Origin of the sequence: Winogradskyella sp. MIT101101 (assembly GCF_047126865.1) — a bacterium.
Lineage (GTDB): Bacteria > Bacteroidota > Bacteroidia > Flavobacteriales > Flavobacteriaceae > Winogradskyella > Winogradskyella ouciana.
Genome location: NZ_CP138982.1, coordinates 2101737 through 2123192 on the forward strand (window position 1 = coordinate 2101737; position 21456 = coordinate 2123192).

17 protein-coding genes are annotated in these 21456 nt (G+C 35.8%); 14 read left to right on the forward strand and 3 right to left on the reverse strand.

What is annotated here, in order from left to right; translation table 11 throughout:
• Positions 1–130: 130 nt before the first annotated feature.
• On the reverse strand, positions 131–1174 hold the full coding sequence (locus SIB89_RS09465) for an alkane 1-monooxygenase (protein WP_412559589.1): 1044 nt from the start codon (positions 1172–1174) through the stop codon (positions 131–133).
• Positions 1175–1284: 110 nt separating this feature from the next.
• Between SIB89_RS09465 and SIB89_RS09470 the strand changes: the two genes are divergently transcribed.
• From SIB89_RS09470 to SIB89_RS09490, 5 genes are all read left to right on the forward strand, one after another.
• Complete coding sequence (locus SIB89_RS09470) at positions 1285–4878, forward strand: DUF4175 family protein (RefSeq protein WP_412559590.1); 3594 nt, start codon at positions 1285–1287, stop codon at positions 4876–4878.
• Positions 4871–5281 carry an rRNA maturation RNase YbeY gene (ybeY, locus tag SIB89_RS09475; protein WP_412559591.1) on the forward strand — a complete coding sequence of 137 codons (411 nt, stop codon included), beginning with the start codon at positions 4871–4873 and terminating at the stop codon, positions 5279–5281. The genes SIB89_RS09470 and ybeY overlap by 8 nt, the downstream gene beginning before the upstream one ends.
• An 83-nt stretch (positions 5282–5364) precedes the next feature.
• Positions 5365–7236 carry a tRNA uridine-5-carboxymethylaminomethyl(34) synthesis enzyme MnmG gene (gene mnmG, locus SIB89_RS09480; RefSeq protein WP_412559592.1) on the forward strand — a complete coding sequence of 624 codons (1872 nt, stop codon included), beginning with the start codon at positions 5365–5367 and terminating at the stop codon, positions 7234–7236.
• A 79-nt stretch (positions 7237–7315) separates the two neighbouring features.
• The gene (locus tag SIB89_RS09485) at positions 7316–8173 is read left to right on the forward strand and encodes a class I SAM-dependent methyltransferase (RefSeq protein ID WP_412559593.1); all 858 of its coding nucleotides are present in this window, start codon (positions 7316–7318) and stop codon (positions 8171–8173) included.
• Positions 8174–8386: 213 nt separating this feature from the next.
• Positions 8387–8941: an OmpH family outer membrane protein gene (locus SIB89_RS09490; protein WP_412559594.1), complete on the forward strand. Its 555-nt coding sequence runs from the start codon at positions 8387–8389 to the stop codon at positions 8939–8941.
• A 32-nt stretch (positions 8942–8973) separates the two neighbouring features.
• Here SIB89_RS09490 and SIB89_RS09495 read toward each other — a convergent pair whose 3' ends face one another.
• Entirely contained in the window at positions 8974–10134 is a 1161-nt protein-coding gene (locus SIB89_RS09495) for an ATP-binding protein (RefSeq protein WP_412559595.1), read from the reverse strand.
• Positions 10135–10271: 137 nt separating this feature from the next.
• Between SIB89_RS09495 and SIB89_RS09500 the strand changes: the two genes are divergently transcribed.
• The 3 genes from SIB89_RS09500 to SIB89_RS09510 all read left to right on the forward strand — a co-directional run bounded on the left by SIB89_RS09500 (position 10272) and on the right by SIB89_RS09510 (position 14082).
• Entirely contained in the window at positions 10272–11459 is a 1188-nt protein-coding gene (locus SIB89_RS09500) for a phosphoglycerate kinase (protein ID WP_155089201.1), read from the forward strand.
• A 62-nt stretch (positions 11460–11521) separates the two neighbouring features.
• On the forward strand, positions 11522–13078 hold the full coding sequence (locus tag SIB89_RS09505) for a LysM peptidoglycan-binding domain-containing protein (protein ID WP_412559596.1): 1557 nt from the start codon (positions 11522–11524) through the stop codon (positions 13076–13078).
• Between the two features lie 23 nt (positions 13079–13101).
• Positions 13102–14082 carry a DUF4837 family protein gene (locus tag SIB89_RS09510; RefSeq protein ID WP_412559597.1) on the forward strand — a complete coding sequence of 327 codons (981 nt, stop codon included), beginning with the start codon at positions 13102–13104 and terminating at the stop codon, positions 14080–14082.
• A 52-nt stretch (positions 14083–14134) separates the two neighbouring features.
• Here SIB89_RS09510 and SIB89_RS09515 read toward each other — a convergent pair whose 3' ends face one another.
• Positions 14135–14317: a twin-arginine translocase TatA/TatE family subunit gene (locus tag SIB89_RS09515; RefSeq protein WP_155089203.1), complete on the reverse strand. Its 183-nt coding sequence runs from the start codon at positions 14315–14317 to the stop codon at positions 14135–14137.
• 113 nt (positions 14318–14430) lie between these two features.
• On the opposite strand from SIB89_RS09515, the gene SIB89_RS09520 reads away from it, so the two are divergent.
• From SIB89_RS09520 to rfbA, 6 genes are read left to right on the forward strand one after another with little or no spacing between them, the layout of a single operon-like run.
• The gene (locus SIB89_RS09520; protein ID WP_155089204.1) at positions 14431–15300 is read left to right on the forward strand and encodes a M23 family metallopeptidase; all 870 of its coding nucleotides are present in this window, start codon (positions 14431–14433) and stop codon (positions 15298–15300) included.
• Positions 15300–16802 (forward strand): GH3 auxin-responsive promoter family protein, encoded by a 1503-nt coding sequence (locus SIB89_RS09525; RefSeq protein ID WP_412559598.1) that lies wholly within the window; start codon positions 15300–15302, stop codon positions 16800–16802. The genes SIB89_RS09520 and SIB89_RS09525 overlap by 1 nt, the downstream gene beginning before the upstream one ends.
• A gap of 27 nt (positions 16803–16829) precedes the next feature.
• Positions 16830–18521, forward strand: a complete 1692-nt coding sequence (locus SIB89_RS09530) for a DUF6909 family protein (RefSeq protein WP_412559599.1) — start codon at positions 16830–16832, stop codon at positions 18519–18521.
• A 3-nt stretch (positions 18522–18524) separates the two neighbouring features.
• A complete protein-coding gene (locus tag SIB89_RS09535) occupies positions 18525–19580 on the forward strand; it encodes a hypothetical protein (RefSeq protein ID WP_412559600.1) in 1056 nt (351 codons plus the stop codon).
• Positions 19573–20592, forward strand: a complete 1020-nt coding sequence (rfbB, locus tag SIB89_RS09540) for a dTDP-glucose 4,6-dehydratase (RefSeq protein WP_412559601.1) — start codon at positions 19573–19575, stop codon at positions 20590–20592. The genes SIB89_RS09535 and rfbB overlap by 8 nt, the downstream gene beginning before the upstream one ends.
• Positions 20592–21455 carry a glucose-1-phosphate thymidylyltransferase RfbA gene (rfbA, locus tag SIB89_RS09545; RefSeq protein WP_412559602.1) on the forward strand — a complete coding sequence of 288 codons (864 nt, stop codon included), beginning with the start codon at positions 20592–20594 and terminating at the stop codon, positions 21453–21455. Before rfbB ends, rfbA begins: the two co-directional genes overlap by 1 nt.
• Position 21456: the final 1 nt, after the last annotated feature.

Genomic DNA, 21456 nt, shown 5'->3' on the forward strand with positions numbered 1-21456 from the left:
TGTTGTCACACCGAGCGCAGTCGAAGTGTCTTCAAAAGCTAGTGCTTAGCAGAATGGCTGCAAAGATAGATTTTTGAAATTCAAAGTTCAAAGTTTCAAGTTCAAAGTTTCTTAAACCAGTTACTGAAAACTATTCCAGAATCATACTTCTCGGCACGCGCTTATTCATAATTTTAAACCAGAGTGGTGGCACCATTGCCAAAACCATAGAGGTGGGATAGCCAAAAGGCATTTGCGGACTCTCATCATGGCAATCTAAAACCTGGTATTTTTTTGAAGATTTATAATGATGATCACTATGTCTTGTGAGTTCATATAACACAATACGCCCAATAACGTGATTGGAATTCCACGAGTGTATTTCCTTCACACGTTCGTAACGACCAGATTTGGTTTTTAAACGCAGCAAACCGTAATGTTCAATATAATTGACGGTTTCAAGTAGAATAAAACCAACAATTCCCGCTAACACCGCAAATATTAAAGCTGTAGTTCCAAAAGTGAGCCCAATGACCATTAAGTACCCAATCTGAAATAGATTAAACCAAAGCATATCGTTTTTAACAGAGAAAAAAGATCGGTTATTGTTCTTCAACAACTTCTTTTGAATGTTCCACGCATTAAAGTATTGTCTAATAGATGAGGTCAACCAAAATGAATAAACAGATTGATTGTATTTTGCCGTTGCAGGATCTTCAGGTGTTGCGGCATGCAAGTGATGGCCGAAATTATGCTCAATATAAAAATGCATGTAGAACGAGGGCAGAAGTAGAGCTTTACCAATAAAGTGTTCGTTAGTAGTTTGTCGGTGACCAAGTTCATGACCAACATTGATACCATTAACACCGAGAACAATACCAACGGAAATGACGAGACCTACAAATTCATAAGTTTCTAAATGTTGATTAGAAACCAAAACCAAAGCATATAGAACGAGCCCATATACAATAGGAAGATTCAAGTACAGCAGCCAATCAAAGAGTTTATGTTTTAGTTTACTATCTGCTTCTTCGGGTTGGAGGTTTTTGGTGTCCACGGCAAAAATCAATTCCAAAACAGGAATACAAACAAAAGCAAAAACAGGTGTTGCCCAAACCCAATAGCCTTTTAAATATAGCCCAATAAACACCATTAACGGGATTGAAAATGCAGCTAAATATTTAAGGTCTTTCATGCTTTGAGTCCGTATTTAACAGTTAAAGCCCCTAAATTAACAGAATCTTACCAAATTAAAGGAATTAACAATTAAAATAAAATCGTAGATTAGTCAGTTAGAATAAAAGAATGAGCAATTTCGAAACCATAAAAAACAAACTACAAGAATTCATTAGAAAGTATTACACTAATGAATTACTAAAAGGCGCCATACTGTTTTTCGCCATTGGTTTGCTGTACCTTATTGTGACACTTTTTGTAGAGTATGTGCTATGGCTTAACCCGACAGCACGAACTGTTTTATTCTGGACATTCATAGCTGTAGAGATTGGTTTGTTTATAAAATTCATCGCCATACCGTTGGCTCACCTATTTAATTTAAGAAAAGGTATTAATTATGAAGCGGCTTCAAAATTGATTGGGAGTCATTTCCCTGAGGTTAACGACAAGTTGCTCAACGTACTTCAATTAAACCAAAGCCCAACACAATCAGACCTTTTGATTGCGAGTATAGAGCAGAAATCACAAGAATTACAACCTATTCCGTTTAAATCTGCGATTAATTTTAAATCAAACACCAAATACTTAAAGTATGCGGCAATCCCGATTACCATTTTACTTTTATCATTCTTGACAGGAAAAATCAATTGGTTTAGTGATAGCTACGAGCGTGTTGTTAATTACAAAACAGCCTATGAGCCACCAGCTCCGTTTCAGTTTTTTGTGTTAAATGAATCTCTTCAGGCTATTGAGGGCAAGGATTTTAAATTGAAAGTATCTACAGTAGGTGATGTTATACCAGAGAACGCACAGATTCAATTCAATGGTCAGTCCTATTATTTACAGCAATTGGCACCTGGCGAATTTCAATACACCTTTAACCTACCAAAAAACAACATTGAGTTTAGTTTATCGGCTAATGATGTCACCTCCAAAACCTATGCTCTTGAAGTAATCAATACGCCAAATCTTGTCAATTTTGAAATGGTTTTAGATTATCCGACTTACACAAGAAAACAAGATGAAGTTTTAAAAAGTACAGGCTCAGCTGTAATTCCTGAAGGCACCAAAGTGACTTGGAAGGCCTTGACAAAATCCACAAGCGAAGTCAATATTTATGCTAATGACACTTTGCCGTTCACTCAAAACGAAAAGGGAAAGTTTGAAGCCACCAAGCGCCTATACAGAAACTACAATTACAGTATTTCAACAAGCAATGACAACCTTAAAGATTACGAAAATTTAGCATACAGCATTAGTGTGGTTAAGGATTTAAGTCCAGAACTAAGTATAAAAGTGCAAAAGGATTCTTTGGATCAGCAAAGTTTATACTTCTACGGTCAGGCGAGTGATGATTTTGGGTTAACAAAGTTGAATTTAGTATACTATCCAATTGATAATGAAGCGAATAAGACTGTTGAGCCCATTAGCATTTCAAAATCTAATTTTAGTGAATTTGTAAGCGCCTTTCCAAATCAGTTGAACCTAGAAGAGGGTGTAAGTTACCAACTGTATTTTGAAGTTTTTGATAATGATGTGCTACATAATTACAAGCGCACAAAAAGTAGTGTGTTTAGCTATAGAAAGCGAACCCAAGAAGAAGAAGAGCAGAAACAACTTCAAGAACAAAACGAAACCATAAAGGATATTAGTAAGACTTTTGAAAAGCTGCAGGAACAAGACAAAAAGCTAGAAGAGTTTTCTAAAACCCAAAAAGAAAAGCAACAACTTAACTTTAATGATAAAAAGAAGTTTGAAGACTTTTTAAAGCGTCAGAAACAGCAAGAACAGCTGATGAAAAACTTCAACAAAAAACTTCAAGATAATCTCGAAGAATTTCAAGAAGAGAAAAAAGAAGACCAGTTTAAGGAGGACTTAAAAGAGCGCTTAAAAGAGAATGAAGAGCAACTCAAAAAAGACGAGAAGCTTTTAGAGGAACTCGAGGAATTAAAAGACAAAATCAACAAGGAAGAGTTCACACAAAAACTTGAAGAGTTAGCCAAGCAGAACAAAAACAAGAAACGCAGCATGAAACAACTCTTAGAGTTGACCAAACGTTTCTATGTGATGAAAAAGGCCGAGAAAATCGCGAATCAGTTAGAAGATTTGTCCAAAAAGCAAGAAGAACTTTCAAGCAAGGAAAAAGAAAACACAAAAGATAAACAGGAGGAATTAAACAAGGAGTTTGAAAAACTGCAAGAGGATATAGAAGACCTAAAACAAGAAGATCGACGACTTCAAAAGCCAATGGATGTTAAGGTTGATGAGTTCTTAGAAGATGGTGTAAAGTTTGACCAAAAGGAAGCTAAAGAAGCTTTAGACCAAAAGGAACAAAACGAAGAAGAAGGAAAGCCACAAGAAGCACAAGAACAGCAGCAAAAGGCAAAAGAAAACCAAAAGAAAGCCGCCAAGAAGATGAAAGAAATGAGCGAAAAAATGATGCAGAAGCTCGGTGGTGGTGGCGGAGGGGGCGACCAAATGTCTGAGGATATTGACACGCTACGTCAAATCCTAGAAAATTTATTGCTCTATTCTTTTGATCAGGAAGAATTGATGAACACCTTCGAGGGTATTGACATCAACAACAACAAATACGGTAAATACATTATTTCCCAGAGCAATCTAAGGGAACACTTTGAGCATATCGACGACAGCTTGTTCGCCTTGTCTTTGCGTCAGCCAAAGATTTCAGAGAAAGTAAATTCACAAATAACTGAGGTATATTTCAACATTGATAAAGCCCTGGGTCAGCTGACCGAGAACAGATTATATCAAGGGGTTTCCTCACAGCAATATGCCATTACGGCCAGTAACGAGCTGGCGAGTTTCTTGAGTGATGTCTTGGACAACATGGAAATGTCCATGATGCCATCACCCGGTTCTGGTGGTGGTGGAGGTCAACAGCTTCCAGATATTATAATGAGTCAAGAAGAGTTGAATAAGCAAATGGAAGAAGGGGTTAAAAAGAGCGAAGAAGGTAAATCTGGAGAAGAAGGAAAAGAGGGTGAAGGAGAAAAACCAGGTGAAGATGGCAAAGAAGGAAAAGAAGGCGAAGGAAAACAGCCAGGAGAACAAGGACAAAAAGGCCAAGAAGGAGAAAGCGGTCAGAGTGGTGAAAATGGCAAGTCTGGAGAACAGCAAGGTGAAGGCGGTGAAGGAGGTCAAAATGGAGGGAACGGCAATCAGAACGGTGAAGGCAATCAAGATGGTGAAGGAAAAGACGGAAAAGGTGGAAAGAACGGAAAAGATGGAAGAAATGGTAGTGACGGTAATGAAGTGAAAAATGATGGCTACGGTGAAGGTGGGAATGAAGAACAGAACGCACAACTCTTTAAAATATATCAACAACAGCAACAACTCAGACAGGCTCTAGAAGATCGTTTGGCTAAGGAAGGAAAAATTGAATCCGCTGGGCAATTAATAAAGCAAATGGAAGAGGTGGAGCTCGATTTGTTGAATTACGGTTTCACCAATCAAACACTCCAAAAGATGATGGACTTGCAACATCAGTTGTTGAAATTAGAGAATGCTACTTTCATGCAAGGACAAGACACAAAGCGTGAATCTGAAACCAATAAAAAAGAATTTGAAAATAATAATCCTAGTCAAATTCAAACCGCAAAACAATACTTCAATACGCTTGAAATATTAAATCGCCAAGCACTACCTTTGCAGAATCATTTTAAGAAAAAGATTCAAGAGTATTTTAAGAGCGATGATTAGTTTTAATTACGAAACCGATTTTAATTCAGATAACGAAAAAGAATTTTCCGATTGGATTTCCAATACAATTGAGGAAGAGAATTGCAAGGAAGGGGAGATTAACTATATCTTTTGCTCAGACCAATATTTACACAAAATCAATTTGGAATTTTTGAATCATGACACATTCACGGACATTATAAGTTTCGACTATTCAGCAGGAAAAGAACTACACGGTGATATTTATATTTCAGTGGATAGAGTAGCGGAAAATGCCAAAGAATTCAATGTAAAATTTGAAGATGAATTAGCAAGAGTAATGATTCATGGTATTCTTCATTATTGTGGTTACAAAGACAAAACAAAAGAAGATAAAAATCAGATGCGCTCCAAAGAGGACCACTACTTGTCAAAACGTTCGTGAATATTACTATTTCAACGTATCTTTGCGCGCCTAAAAATTTATGTTTACAATTATGTTCCACGTGGAACAAAAAGAATTAAATCATGTTTAACGAAGTCTATGATGTTATAGTTGTTGGTGCTGGCCATGCGGGTAGCGAAGCTGCGGCTGCGGCTGCCAATATGGGAAGTAAGACCTTGTTAATTACAATGAATCTTCAGAACATCGCTCAGATGTCTTGTAATCCTGCGATGGGAGGCATTGCAAAAGGACAAATTGTACGCGAGATCGATGCGCTTGGAGGTTATAGCGGAATTGTTTCAGACACATCAGCGATTCAATTTAAGATGCTCAATAAATCTAAAGGACCAGCTATGTGGAGTCCAAGAGTGCAATCTGATAGAATGCGTTTTGCTGAAGATTGGAGGTTGCTATTGGAAAACACACCTAATCTTGATTTCTATCAAGAAATGGTTTCAGGCCTCATTATAGAAAAGGGTAAAGTTGTTGGTGTAAAAACATCATTGGGAATTGAAGTGAAGGCGAAGACTGTTGTGTTAACCAACGGAACTTTTCTTAATGGCTTAATTCATATTGGTGATAAAAATTTTGGCGGAGGTCGAGCAGGTGAAAGAGCCGCGACAGGAATAACGGAAGAGTTGATCGAAATGGGTTTTGATTCCGGAAGAATGAAAACAGGAACACCGCCTAGAGTCGATGGACGATCGTTAGATTATTCTGTAATGATAGAGCAACCAGGAGATGAAAATCCTGAAAAGTTTTCTTACTTAGATATTACAAAACCATTGCAAGAACAACGTTCTTGTCATATGACTTATACAAGTCCGGAAGTACATGATTTATTGCGTGAAGGCTTTGATCGTTCACCAATGTTTAATGGAAGAATACAAAGTGTTGGACCAAGATATTGCCCTTCAATAGAGGATAAGATTAATCGATTTGCTGATAAAGATCGTCATCAATTATTTGTGGAGCCAGAGGGCTGGAATACGGTTGAAGTTTATGTCAATGGTTTTTCAACATCGCTACCTGAAGATGTTCAGTTCAATGCTTTAAAATCTGTAAAAGGGTTTGAAAATGTCAAGTTCTTTCGACCTGGTTATGCTATTGAATATGATTATTTTCCACCTACGCAACTAAAGCACACACTGGAAACTAAATTGGTTGAAGGTTTGTTTTTTGCAGGTCAAATTAACGGAACCACAGGTTATGAAGAAGCAGCGTCCCAAGGTTTAATGGCAGGTATAAATGCAAGCCTTAAAGTTCAGGAAAGAGATGCTTTTACGCTGCAACGAGACGAAGCTTATATCGGAGTTTTGATTGACGATTTAATCACAAAGGGAACTGAAGAGCCTTATAGAATGTTTACATCTCGAGCCGAGTACAGAACTTTATTACGTCAAGACAATGCAGATTTTAGATTAACACCAAAAGGCTATGAACTTGGTTTAGCATCTGAAAAGCGATTACGCAGGATGGAAGAAAAACAATCTAAGTCTGATGCATTTGTCCAGTTTTTTAAAGATACAAGTGTTAAGCCTGAAGAAATAAATCCTGTTTTAGAATCCAAGAATTCTGCTCAGGTAAAACAACAGGATAAAATGTTTAAGCTATATGCGAGGCCTAATATTAGCATAGAGGATATGCGTAAGGTGGAGGCTGTAGATAATTACATTAAAGAAAATAATCTTGATTCTGAAGTTATTGAGCAAACCGAAATTCAGGTAAAATACGCTGGCTATATAGAGAAGGAAAAAAATAATGCTGATAAACTAAACCGTCTTGAAAACGTAAAGATCCCGTCTAATTTCGATTATTCAAAGCTTAAGTCTATGAGCATGGAGGCAAGACAAAAGTTATCAGAAATACAACCTGTAACCATCTCCCAAGCATCAAGAATTAGTGGTGTGTCGCCAAATGATGTTTCGGTTTTACTGGTTTATTTAGGCCGATAATATATTATGTTCCACGTGGAACATAATAAAACTATATACCATAATTTGTCATTCTGAATTAGATTCAGAATCCAATAGAATGAATAACAAACCTACATATCTTACTGTAAAAGACCATTCGGTCTCGGGTGAAACCTTTCAGTTATTATATAATGACGAGTTGGATATGTTGGAGACATTCCCGCAGCCGAAGGCAGAGAATCTTTCAGATTATTATAACAGCGAGAACTATATTTCTCATACCGATACCAAACGAAATTTATTAGAACGAGTTTATCACATAGTGAGAAGTATTTCACTAAAACGAAAACTTAAGCTCATTAACGCTTTTAAGTCAGAAGATAAAACACTTTTAGATATTGGCTGCGGAACGGGTGATTTTTTAGAAACCGCACAAAATGATGGTTGGCAAATCACAGGAATTGAACCTAACAAAAATGCAAGACAAATTGCAAATTCTAAAACTAATAATTCAGTTTTTGAGATAGATCACTTAGCTGATTTAGAACAAAACACTTTTGACGTTATTACGCTTTGGCACGTGTTAGAACATTTGCCAAATTTAGATATGCACGCTAAATTATTTAAGCGACTTTTAAAACCAAATGGCAGATTGGTGATAGCGGTTCCTAATTTTAAAAGTTATGATGCTAAGCACTATCAAAACTTTTGGGCAGCTTATGATGTGCCGAGACATTTATGGCACTTTTCAAAAACCTCAATTTCAAAAATGTTTCAACCACAAAACCTTAAAGTAGTAAAAATCTTACCAATGGTTTTTGACGCCTATTACGTGAGTTTGCTTTCAGAAAAATATAAATCAGGATGGATGAATCCACTTAGAGCATTTTGGATAGGAATGCAATCAAATCAAAAAGCAAAACGCTCAAAAGAGTATTCATCTCATATTTATATCTTAAAACAACAGTATACTTAAATAAAAGACAACTGTTTAATTTTAGTCCATTATAATAGCAGATTACAGGCTAAAAAACCAAAATGCGCTTAAAACGCTTTATTTTAGCTCAAAACCAATAACTTTTAATAATAAAAGAGGTAAGTCACCATAGGTTTTATTAATGGTAATAAAATTATGTAATTCACAAGCTAACTTTTATACATTTGCAAAAATTTAAATAGAATTAAAATCATGAAAAAAATAATTGTTGCCTTAATTACTTTGGTCGTTTTTGCGTCTTGCCAAGAACAACAAAAAATCGCATTCATTGATAACAGTAAAGTCATTAATGATTATCAAATGAAAATTGATATAGAAGAAAGGTTTAAAGGAAAAGACGAAGTTTTTAAAAAGAGAATGGATAGTGTCGGAAAAGCTTTTCAAACAGAAGCGCAAAAACTAAGTGCTGATGCACAAAAGATGTCAAGGACCAAGCAAGAGGAAATTTATAATGAGCTGGGGCAAAAACAACAAATGTTACAGCAACAGTTTCAGTATGAGCAACAACTGATGCAGCAGGAATTCAATACCGAGATTGACTCTGTAATATCTAAAGTCAGGACTTTTGTTGAAGACTATGGAAAAGACAACGGCTACACTTATATTTTAGGAAAAAATGAAGCGGGAAGCGTGATGTACGGTAGTGATGCTAATGATATTTCAGAAACCATTACCAAAGCACTAAATGATGCTTACGGTAAAAAAGATGCTGAAGCTTCTACCTCTGAAGAGGCAAAAGAAGAATAAATATTGATAACATAGTTCAAACTAAGGCCGAGCTACATAGCTTGGCTTTTTTTATGCAATAACCTTGTTAACTTAATAGATAGATCTGTCAGGATAATTTTAGAATTCCCATTACGTTCAATATGGTAAATAGCATCTTGCAACTCGTCGGAAATCTCTAAAATATTTGCGTCATGAACAAAAGGCGCGAATTTCTCAAGTTTAAAATCTTCTGATTTGGGTTCTAGATAAACCAATTCATCAGCTTTATAATTCAACAGCAGAGCCTGTCTAAAATAATTTAAGCAAAAGCTTAAGAATTTCTTTTGTGTTTCCCGACCTGTTTTGGCAATTTCCTCAGACCAAGAAATTAAATCGTGAATGGCGCTTTTATTTCCTCTTGCCTTAAAAGCAGAACGTACCCAAAGGATAAACCATTTTTCAAATTGAATATCCTCACTATCCTGATAGATTAAATCACAAGCCTTGTTGTAATTTCCGTTGGACTGATGTGCAATTTTTGTGGCAACAGCATTTTCAATATGATAATTCTTTACTAATGCCTCGGTAATAGCCTCTTCTGCTAAAGGAGGAAAGTGTAAAACCTGACAACGAGAAAGAATGGTATTAATGATTTGCTCTTCATCCTCTGCTATCAGAATAAAGATGGTTTTTTCTGGTGGCTCTTCAATTAACTTTAAAAGTTTATTGGCGGCTGGTATATTCATTTTTTCAGCCATCCAAATAATCATAACCTTGTAGCGACCTTCGTAAGATTTTAGAGAAAGAGATTTCACAATCTCCAAGGCTTCATCAACACCTATCTGTCCCTGTTTATTATCTACTCCAAGAAGTTTATACCAATCAAATAGATTACCATAGGGCTGCTGCTCTAAAAGTTGTCGCCACTCCTCGAGATAAAAGCTTGAAACAGGCTTACTTTTTACTTTATCACTGGTGGTTACCGGAAACGCAAAATGCAAATCAGGATGCGAGAAGTTTTTAAACTTTAAATTACAGGCATCATTTCCGCCCGTATTTTCGCCATTCGTGTTACTGCACAGAATATATTGCGCATATGCTAGTGCCATTGGTAACGTACCAGAACCTTCAGGTCCAACAAAAAGTTGCGCATGTGCAATTCTACCTTTATCAACACTGGTTGTAAGGTGGTTTTTAATATGAGCCTGTCCTAAAACTTCAGAAAATAGCATAGGGCAAAACTATGCATTATTTTATCCATAAAAAACTATCAATTAAATGTAATAGACATAATGCTATTTAAGCATCTAAAGGTTCTGTTTGTCAAATGCACATTATGGGTTTATATTTGCTTTTCAAAATTTAAAATATGAAGACCATAAACGATTTCAATTTTCAAGATAAAAAAGCATTAATACGCGTAGATTTTAATGTGCCATTAAACGATAGCCTTGAAGTAACAGACGCCACTCGAATCGTCTCTGCTAAACCGACTATAATTAAGATTTTAGAAGATGGCGGGAGTTGTGTACTAATGTCGCATTTGGGAAGACCAAAGGGTGTTCAGGAAGAATTTTCCCTTAAGCACATTGTAGATAAAATTGAAGACGTTTTGGGTGTTGAAGTAAAATTCGCCAAAAATTGTATTGGCGAAGAAGCAGAGGAAAAAGCAAGTACACTGCAACCTGGAGAAATCTTGTTGCTTGAAAACCTGCGTTTTCATGAAGAGGAAACTAAAGGTGATGTGGATTTTGCTGAAAAACTTTCTAAACTAGGTGATATTTATGTGAATGACGCCTTTGGTACAGCGCATAGAGCACATGCCTCTACCACAATCGTTGCACAGTTTTTTCCTGAGGCAAAATGTTTTGGTCACTTATTGGCAAAGGAAATAGAAAGTATTAAAAAAGTATTGGAAGGTGGAGAAAAACCAGTACTAGCAGTACTTGGCGGAGCAAAAGTGTCTTCAAAAATCACAGTGATTGAAAATATATTAGATAAAGTAGATCATTTAATTATAGGAGGAGGAATGACGTTTACCTTCATAAAAGCCCAAGGAGGAAATATTGGAGATTCTATTTGCGAAGACGATAAAACAGCTTTGGCTTTAGACATTATGAAACAAGCAGAAGCAAAAAATGTCAAAATCCACTTACCTGTTGATGTCGTTGCTGCGGATGCTTTTAGTAACGATGCGAATACACAAATTTGTGATGTTAGGCAAATCCCAGATGGTTGGCAAGGCTTAGATGCTGGACCAAAGTCTTTGGAAATTTTCGATGATGTAGTAAACCAAAGCAAAACGATATTATGGAACGGTCCCCTTGGTGTTTTTGAAATGGAAAATTTCGCAAAAGGCACTATAGCTTTGGGCGAATCGATTGCGCAGTCCACTAAAAATGGCGCATTCTCACTAGTTGGTGGAGGAGACTCTGTTGCAGCCGTAAAGCAATTCGGGTTTGAAGATAAGGTAAGCTACGTGAGCACAGGTGGTGGGGCAATGTTAGAGAGCTTAGAAGGTAAAACCTTACCAGGAATTGCTGCTATTTTAGACTAAAGTCGTAAAAAATACTATTTTAGAGCCTCTAACGTTATATTTGGCACATCTAAACTAGGCCTATGGGAATTAAAGGTATTGTATCATTTTGCTTACTCTTGTTTATGTCTTTTGGTTTTTCTCAAGTAAAAACTGATAGCATAACTAAGCAACAAACAAAGATTTCCGAGAAAACAGACACCATAGTTGATGGCTCTGTAATACCACAAAAAAATATTCCTGCCGAGATTGATTCTTTAAACATCAAAAACCTTCAGGATTTAGCTGAAGCTGCTGAGTTAGATCAAAAATGGTTAGATGAGCTTTATAACAACTCATTATTTGATACCATTTACAAATCGGTTTCAGAACTAACTTACGAACCTGTTGATTATCCAGAATTAACCACAGATACCTTAAAAGCGAGGCTAAAACGACTCAATGCCAGAACACCTTTCAATGTAGAATATAACCCTTCATTAGAAAGTGTTATAAAAAACTATCTCAAATATAGACGCACATCCATGGAGCGCTTAATGGGATTAAGCCATTTTTATTTCCCAATGTTTGAGCAAGAGTTTGACAATTATAATATTCCCTTGGAAATGAAGTATCTCTCAATTGTAGAATCTGCACTAAAACCCAGAGCACGTTCTAGAGTTGGTGCAACAGGTTTATGGCAATTTATGTTTGCTACCGGGAAAGAATATAAATTGGATGTGAGCAGCTATGTAGATGAACGAAGTGACCCAATAAAATCGACAACTGCAGCAGCTCAATACCTATCTAGGCTTTATAAAATCTTTGGAGATTGGGACTTAGCTTTAGCCGCCTATAATTCAGGACCAGGAAATGTCAATAAAGCCATAAGACGTTCAGGTGGTTATAAGAACTATTGGAATATCCGCCAAAACCTACCAAGGGAAACAGCTGGCTATGTTCCCGCGTTTTTGGCAACTATGTACATTTTTGAATATGCTAAAGAACACGGTTTTAAACCTGAGCGACCAGCATTTCAGTATGTACAAACAGACACCATCCATGTGAAGCAAATGATTTCTTTAGATCAGGTCTCTGAGACTACGGGAGTAAAAATTGAAGAGCTACAGTTTTTGAATCCGTCTTATAAATTGGACATTATACCTAAGGTAGACGGAAAAACCTACACACTACGTTTGCCCAGAGAAGCTGTCGGTATCTTCACCACAAACGAAGATAAAATATATGCTTTTGCAAATGCAGAATTTAATAAGCGTGAAAAACCTTTGCCACAATTGTTGAATTCTGATACCAAAATAAGATACCGCGTTAAGAGTGGCGATTATTTAGGCAAGATTGCAAGGAGGTATGGAGTGCGAGTAAGCCAGATAAAACGTTGGAACGGTCTCAGAAGTAACAACCTAAAAATTGGACAGCGCCTAACCATCTACCCGAGAAATCCAGTTGCTTCTACAAAACCAAAAACAGAAAAAAAGGTTGTAAATACAAACGGTAAACAAATTTATAAAGTAAGATCTGGTGATTCGCTTTGGAGTATTGCCCAAAAATTTTCTGGAGTTTCTGTTCAAAATCTTAAAGAATGGAACGATATTAGTGGTAGTAAACTCAAAATAGGAATGACACTTGTTGTGTCTGAATAAAAAAATCAACAAAAAATAAACTTATGAGAACATTATATACTTTACTGTTCTGTGTGCTATTGGTTGCATGTGGTGACAAAAAAGACGATGACAAAACAACTTATCTCCCAGCATCTAACGGTATTTTAAACAGTATTTCGGTGGTTGTAGACAATACGCTTTGGGAAGGTAGTGTGGGTGAAAGTGTTAGAGAAATTTTTGCCGCACCACTTAATGGGCTGCCAACAGACGAACCAATGTTTAATTTAAAACAGATTCCGCCTCAAGTTTTTGACGGTTTCGCTACACGCAGTAGAATTGTTCTTAAAATTGAGAAAAGTGATGTAGAAGCGACGACCATTATTAAGAATAATGTTTTCGCAAAGCCACAAACCGTAGCTGTAGTTCGTGGGAAAACAAATCAAGATATAATTGCTCAATTAAAAGAAAGCAAAGCGAGAATTATTGATGCATTTAATAAAGAAGAAGTAAAGGAGAAGCAAAGACAAATCAATAAATCACTTTTAAAAGACGAAAAAATGGAAAATCAGCTTGGTTTTACAGTTGATATTCCTTCAGTCTATAAGTTTGGAAAATCAGAGAACGACTTTTATTGGCTAAGGAAAGCGTTGGATAACAGTAAAACAATAGATATTATGTTTTATGAAGTTCCAATGGAAACAATTTCTGAAGGTGATAGCACTGTTGTTGACATTATTAAAATGCGAAATCACATTACAAAAACTAAAGTCCCAGGCGAAGATGGTATTTATATGAAGGTTGAAGACGCCTTCGCACCCGCAATGTTCAAAACCATAATTGATAATAAACCAACTTATGAAGTTAGAGGGCTTTGGGATATGGAAGGTTATACCATGGGAGGGCCTTTTATAACCTTCGCCATAGAGGATAAAGTGAACAAACGCTATTTAATTGCAGATGGTTATGTATATGCACCATCACTTAATAAAGGCGAGTATATTTTTGAAATAGAATCAATCATTAAATCCATAACTATTAAGTAATAAAAAAGCCAACTGATTCAGTTGGCTTTTTTTATGTTTTTCAATTAAGGATCTATTCTTTTTCCTTATTGTCAGCAGGATCTTCCTTACTTGCGTCTTTAAACTCTTTGATACCACTACCCAAACCTCTCATTAGTTCAGGAATTTTTTTACCACCAAACAATAGTAAAATGGCCACAACTATTAAAACGATTTGCCATGGACCCAACGCTAAAACTATATTGCTAGAAATCATATTTTTAAATTTAGACCACAAAGTTAGTAATTATACTTTAATTATAACGTTGTAAACCCAACTTTAGCACTTATTGATAGCGCTATTTCACTATTTTAACTAATTTTGTTTTAATGGCAAAAAAGAAAAAAAAAGAAAAAAAAATTGCTAAAAAGCTACTTCATAAGTATCGCTTAGTAATCCTTAATGAAGATACTTTTGAAGAGCGTTTTGCAATTAAACTAACACGCCTTAATGTTTTTGTCTTAACATCACTTTCGGCAATTTTCTTGGTATTCTTTACCATCCTATTGATTGCCTTTACGCCGTTGCGAGAGTATATTCCTGGGTATTCATCAGCAAAGCTTAAAAAAGAAGCCTCTGTCCTTAACTATAAAACAGACTCGTTGGTTCAGGAATTGGAGCTAAATAAACGATATTATGCCTCAATCCGAAAAGTACTTACAGGTGATGTATCAACGGTTGAATTTAACAGAGATTCCATTATAGAAGCGGCCAAAAACGACGTAGATATTTTGCAGATTACGACCAACAAAGAAGACTCTTTGTTAAGAGAAAAAGTTGAAAAAGAGGATAAATATAACCTGTTTGAAGAATCAACGAATCAAAACAGCTTTGTATTATTTCCGCCCGTTAACGGAACTATATCAGAAGAGTATAATATTGAAGACAAGCACTTTGCTGTAGATGTTGTAGTTGCTAATGACACTCCTGTTAAGGCCACGGCAGATGGAACAGTTATATTTGCAGAGTGGACTGTAGAAACGGGCTATGTAGTTATTATTGAGCATAACCAAGAATTAATTTCTGTGTACAAGCACAACTCAGCCATTACAAAGTCTCAAGGCGATTTAGTTAAGGCAGGAGAGGTCATCGCCATGTCTGGAAATACGGGAGAGTTGAGCACAGGTCCGCACCTTCATTTTGAACTCTGGAGTAAAGGCTACCCAGTAAACCCAACTAATTTCATTGATTTTCAGTAATGCCATCGGTTAAAGCAGCACTATCCAAACCTTTTGCCAAAATTATAGCTTGGCGTATAAAAAAATGGGCTTCAAATCCTGTTGAGACCCAAGAAAAAGTGTTTCATAATCTTATAGTAGAAGCAAAAAACACTGTTTTTGGTAAAGACCATAATTTCAGTGAGATTATTACTCATGAACATTTTAAGTCTAAAGTTCCCATAAGGGACTATGAAGACTTAAAGCCCTATGTAGAACGCGTTGTTAAAGGCGAAGAGAATATACTGTGGAAAGGTAAACCCTTGTATTTCGCTAAAACATCCGGTACGACATCTGGTGCTAAATATATTCCCATTACTAAAGAAAGCATGCCCACACATGTTGATGCCGCTAGAAATGCCATTCTAATGTACATCAACGAAACCGGAAACTCAAAATTTGTAGATGGCAAAATGATTTTTTTACAAGGAAGCCCAACTCTAGAAGAAAAAAACGGGATTAAGCTTGGAAGACTTTCTGGCATTGTGGCACATTATGTACCTAAATACCTTCAAAAAAACAGATTGCCTAGCTTAAAAACCAATTGCATTGAGGATTGGGAAACTAAAGTAAACGCCATAGTTGAAGAAACTATTGACGAAGACATGACGGTTATTTCAGGGATACCGTCATGGGTGCAAATGTATTTTGAAAAGTTAATAGAAAAGAGAGGAAAGAAGGTGGGCGAAATTTTCAAAAACTTTAATTTATTCATATTTGGAGGTGTTAATTATGAGCCTTATAAAGCTAAATTCGAAAACCTAATAGGGAGAAAGGTTGATAGTATAGAACTATATCCTGCAAGTGAAGGATTTTTTGCATTTCAAGACAAGCAAAATGAAAAAGGGATGCTCTTACAATTAGACTCCGGTATATTTTATGAATTTGTTGAAGCTGAACATTTCTTTAGTGACAATCCGGAACGAATAACAATAAAAGATGTAAAACTTGGTGTTAACTACGTTATGATCATCTCTACAACAGCTGGTCTTTGGGCGTATAATGTTGGAGATACAGTGCAGTTCACATCACTAAAACCTTATAGACTTATTGTTAGTGGCAGAATAAAACACTTTATTTCTGCTTTTGGAGAACACGTTATAGGGAAGGAAGTTGAACAAGCCCTAAAAGAAGCTACAGAAAATACATCAATTACTGTTAATGAATTTACTGTAGCACCTCAAATTAACCCAGTGGAGGGGCTACCGTATCACGAATGGTTTATTGAGTATGAAAATGAACCTGAAAACGAAGCTAAATTTATAGAAGATTTAGAGCAATCGCTTCAAAAACAAAACAGCTATTATCTAGATTTAATAAAAGGAAAGGTCTTGCGACCCTTAAAGATTACTAGAGTAAAGAAAGATGGTTTCAAAGCCTATATGAAATCCATAGGAAAACTAGGTGGACAAAATAAAATCCCAAGATTATCCAACGATAGAAAAATAGCTGATAAAATATACGAACTTCAATTAACTAAATAACTCTATATTTGTAGGTTAAAATAATGTATGAGCACAGTTAAGAAAAAACACGAAAGAACTAGAGCGCAAGAAAGCTCAAATGCAATCGAGCGTATGTATATAACCATGCGGCATTTGTTTAATCGTGGATTTTATAAACCAATGGGAGTTTCGGGCGAAACTTTGCGGGAGGCATTGTTGTTATTACGCCCAGAAATCTACGGTTCTATTGCCGATGAAAAGGCAGAAATAGAGGGCTTGTTGTACGTTATTGATCGTTTACCTCGAGGTATAGAGGAGTGCACGTTCATAAACCTAACAAGTGATGAAGGCTATACCAACTCACATTTTAAGCCTATAATCCCACCAAAACGAAGACGAAATTGCTATCGTATAGACGATGAGCAAATGAATATTGAAATAACAAGAGGTCGTTCAGAAATCTACGATATTTTAACACATCTTACATTTTTGTTTGTGGAGTCTCACAAAATAAGTAAGCGGATTATTATTAATGAAGAAGGGGCCACTGTTAGAGACTGGCAGAAGTTAGAAAATGCTGTTACTTCAACAAAAAAACTAACTCAAAAAGAGCGCGAAATTGCCATTACGCACACAGCAAATATTTTAGGGAGAACTTTCAATGAATTAACCGAAGCATATCCTAAATTTGCTACCGAAAGTCAACCAGAACGCTTATTACACATTGTTTATTGGCTGGGTAAGTTGGCAATTGAGGAGGTCATAAATGGCAATAAAAGAACCATAACTTTTAGCCCAGTTTTAAGAGAACGATTGGGCCATCATATCCACGGTGAAGTATGGGCAGACAATATAAAAGAGATATTAAATAAGCACGGACTTTTAGAGCGACCGATACACATTATTAGCGCAAACATGCACAGCGTTATGAATTCTATTTTCGCGAAAGGTACTCTTAAGGGTGCTGATTCCAAAAAAGACATTTTTGAGGTTTACGAAACTCTAAGCAACTCAAAAAGTGTTGCAATGCGCAATAAAGTAGAGAAATCTGCGTTGCAGAACGGAATGATCTACATAAAGGACACGTCTGGAACCAACATAGATGTCCAAATTTTTGATACAGATAAAATAGATTTTTCTAATACAGACTTTGAGTATTCACAATCCAATAAGGATGACAAAGCTGTAATTTTTGTTATGGACTATGCGTTTGGAGAACAGGCGTATGAAACTATGGATGAATTTCTAAAACCGATAAAGGTGAATGGTAAAAAAGTTCATTTAGATGTTAAATCCATATCTATTATGGGTAAGGCAGGTATTTTAGAGGGAGGTAAAGGAGATGTTATGATTCCTTCGGCCCATATTTTTGAAGGTACAGCTGACAATTATCCATTTAAAAACGAACTAAGTAAAAACGATTTAGTAGATTGCGGAGTTGATGTTTATGAAGGTACAATGGTTACGGTATTAGGCACTTCCTTGCAGAATAAAGAAATTTTAAAATTCTTTAAAAAATCCACATGGAATGTCATTGGTTTAGAAATGGAAGGAGCACATTATCAAAAAGCGATACAAGCGGCATCAAGAGTTAGAGGCAGTATAAATGAAGATGTAAAAGTAAGATATGCTTATTATGCTAGTGACAACCCACTAGAGACTGGAAGCACATTGGCTTCAGGAGGTTTAGGAGCATCGGGTGTTAAACCAACATACGTCATAACAAAAAAAATACTAGAACAAATATTTAATTCGTAATACATGAGTGATAAATCACCGCATAAACCTCAGGATGAGGAAATTGATTTAGGGCAGTTTTTCAACGCCATAGGAAATTTATTTGAAAAACTTTTTTCGTTTATAGGTAAAATTTTTATAGGTCTTTTTTCGGCCTTGATTTTTGCTTTAAAGCCGTTGGTTAATAATTTTAAATTAGTGGCTATAGTACTGATGACTACAGCAATACTTGGATTTACCATTGAAAAATTTAAAGACCCCGTATATGTTTCTGATATGCTGGTTAGACCGTATTACGATTCTAAATATCAGCTCTCAAACAATGTAGATTATTTTAATGCGCTTATTAGCTCAGAAAATTACAAAGAACTATCCAATATTTTTGAAATAGATAGCCTAACCACAGCAAAACAACTAATTGGATTTGAAATTGAAATTGGACCAGAAACACAAAATGATTTACTAAAGGAATATGATGATTACATAAAATCTTTAGACAGTACTTTGGCAGTTGAAGTTGCTTACGAAGACTTTATTGAAAACAGAGATATACTTGCTGGAAGCATTTTCTCCATCAAGGCCAAGGCCACAAGCAATGATATTTTTCCTAGCTTAGAAAAGGGGTTTATAAAGACATTTGAAAATGAATACTCCCAAAAGTTAAAGACAAGAACTGACTCGATTCGGGCGGTTAAAAAACTTTACTATATTGAAGAGCTTAGAAGAGTAGAGAGCCTTCAAGAAACCTACATGGAAATTAAGAAAAATGAATCAGAAAAGGGAGAGGTAAAATTGGGCGCAGAAGGATTTATACCTTTAGTACAAGAAAAAACAGAAACCAAAGAATTTGAGCTGTTTCAAGAAGAATTAAAAATACGAAGCTCTTTAAGGACATTAGAGGAAGAGACGCTTGAAGAAGGTGAGTACTATGACATACTTTCTAGCTTTGAAGAAGTAGGAACTTTAGAGGCAGATATAATTGACAAGTATTCTCTAACTTTTCCTACACTAGCGTTATTAGTAATGATAATAGTTTATAGTATATTTAAAACATTCAAGTTCATTAAGGAATATGAATAAGCAACAGACCATACTAATTACAGGTGGTGCTGGTTTTATTGGCTCAAATTTTATTTTCTATTTGCTAAAAGAGCGAGAAAACATCAATATTGTTAATTTAGATAAGCTCACCTACGCAGGCGAGCTTTCTAATTTAAAACAATTACAAAACCATAAAAACTATAGTTTTGTAAAGGGAGATATATGCGACACAGAATTGGTCAATGAACTTTTCAAAAAACACAGCTTCTCTGGAGTCATTCATTTTGCTGCCGAGTCTCATGTAGACAATTCAATTAGCAACCCAGATGCTTTTATAAAAACAAATATAGAAGGCACCTTTAATCTTCTTAATATAGCTAAAACCTTTTGGATGGACGCTCCCTTTAAACCCAAATCAGGTTTTGTAAGCAATAGATTTCATCATATTTCTACAGACGAGGTTTATGGCACCCTAGGGGAAACAGGGCTTTTTACAGAAGAAACACCCTACGCTCCCAACAGTCCTTATAGCGCCTCTAAGGCATCATCAGACTTTATTGTTAGGAGTTATTTCCATACGTATGGCATGAACGTAGTTACCACAAATTGCAGTAACAACTATGGACCAAAACAGCATGATGAGAAATTAATACCAACAATTATAAGAAAAGCTATTAGTGGAGAAAACATTCCTATATATGGTGATGGAAAAAATATAAGAGATTGGTTGTATGTAGAAGACCATTGTAGAGGAATTGATTTAGTTTTTCAAAAAGGAAGAAAAGGAGAAACCTACAATATTGGAGGAAAGAATGAAAGAGATAATCTTTATATAGCCCATAAGATCTGTGAAATTCTAGACAATATCAAACCGAAAAAAGAACCATATTCTAAACAAATAACCTTTGTAAAGGATAGACCTGGACATGATTTTAGATATGCTATTGATGCCTCAAAGATTGAAAGTGAATTAGGCTGGGAAGCAAAAGAGAATTTTGAAACAGGAATAGAAAAAACCATACACTGGTACTTAGATAAATACGAAAACTAATGAAAGGGATAGTTCTAGCGGGCGGATCAGGTACAAGATTGCATCCATTAACTTTAGCCATAAGTAAACAACTTATGCCGATTTATGATAAGCCTATGATTTATTATCCCGTATCTACGCTTATGTGGTCTGGGATAAAGGACATACTTATAATTTCTACACCAGAGGACCTTCCACTATTTGAAAAGTTATTGGGAGATGGTAAAAAGTATGGCTGTAATTTTCAATATGCAGTACAGGAAGAACCCAAAGGTCTTGCTGAAGCTTTTATCATAGGAGAAGATTTTATAGGAAAGGATAAAGTTGCTTTAATCCTTGGAGATAACATTTTTTACGGTACAGGCTTATCAGAATTACTTCAACAAAACAATAATCCCGACGGTGGAATTATTTACGCCTATCATGTACACGACCCAGAGCGCTACGGAGTTGTTGAGTTTGATAAAAACGGTACAGTGGTGTCGATTGAAGAAAAGCCCATGAAGCCAAAATCTAACTATGCAGTCCCAGGAATATATTTTTACGATAACTCAGTAGTAGAAATAGCAAAAAACATAAAACCAAGTAAAAGAGGAGAATTAGAAATTACCGATGTTAACAAAACGTATTTAGAGAGGGGGAAACTAAAAGTAAGTGTTTTAGATAAAGGTACAGCTTGGCTAGATACAGGCACGTTTAATTCACTGATGCAAGCTTCACAGTTTGTCCAGGTAATAGAAGAACGACAGGGTTTAAAAATTGGAGCTATTGAAGAGGCAGCGTACAAAATGGGTTTTATAGATAAGGCGCAATTCAAAAAAGTTGCAAAAACCCTAACCAAAAGCGGTTACGGCAAGCACCTCCTGAGTTTACTGGCTGAATAAT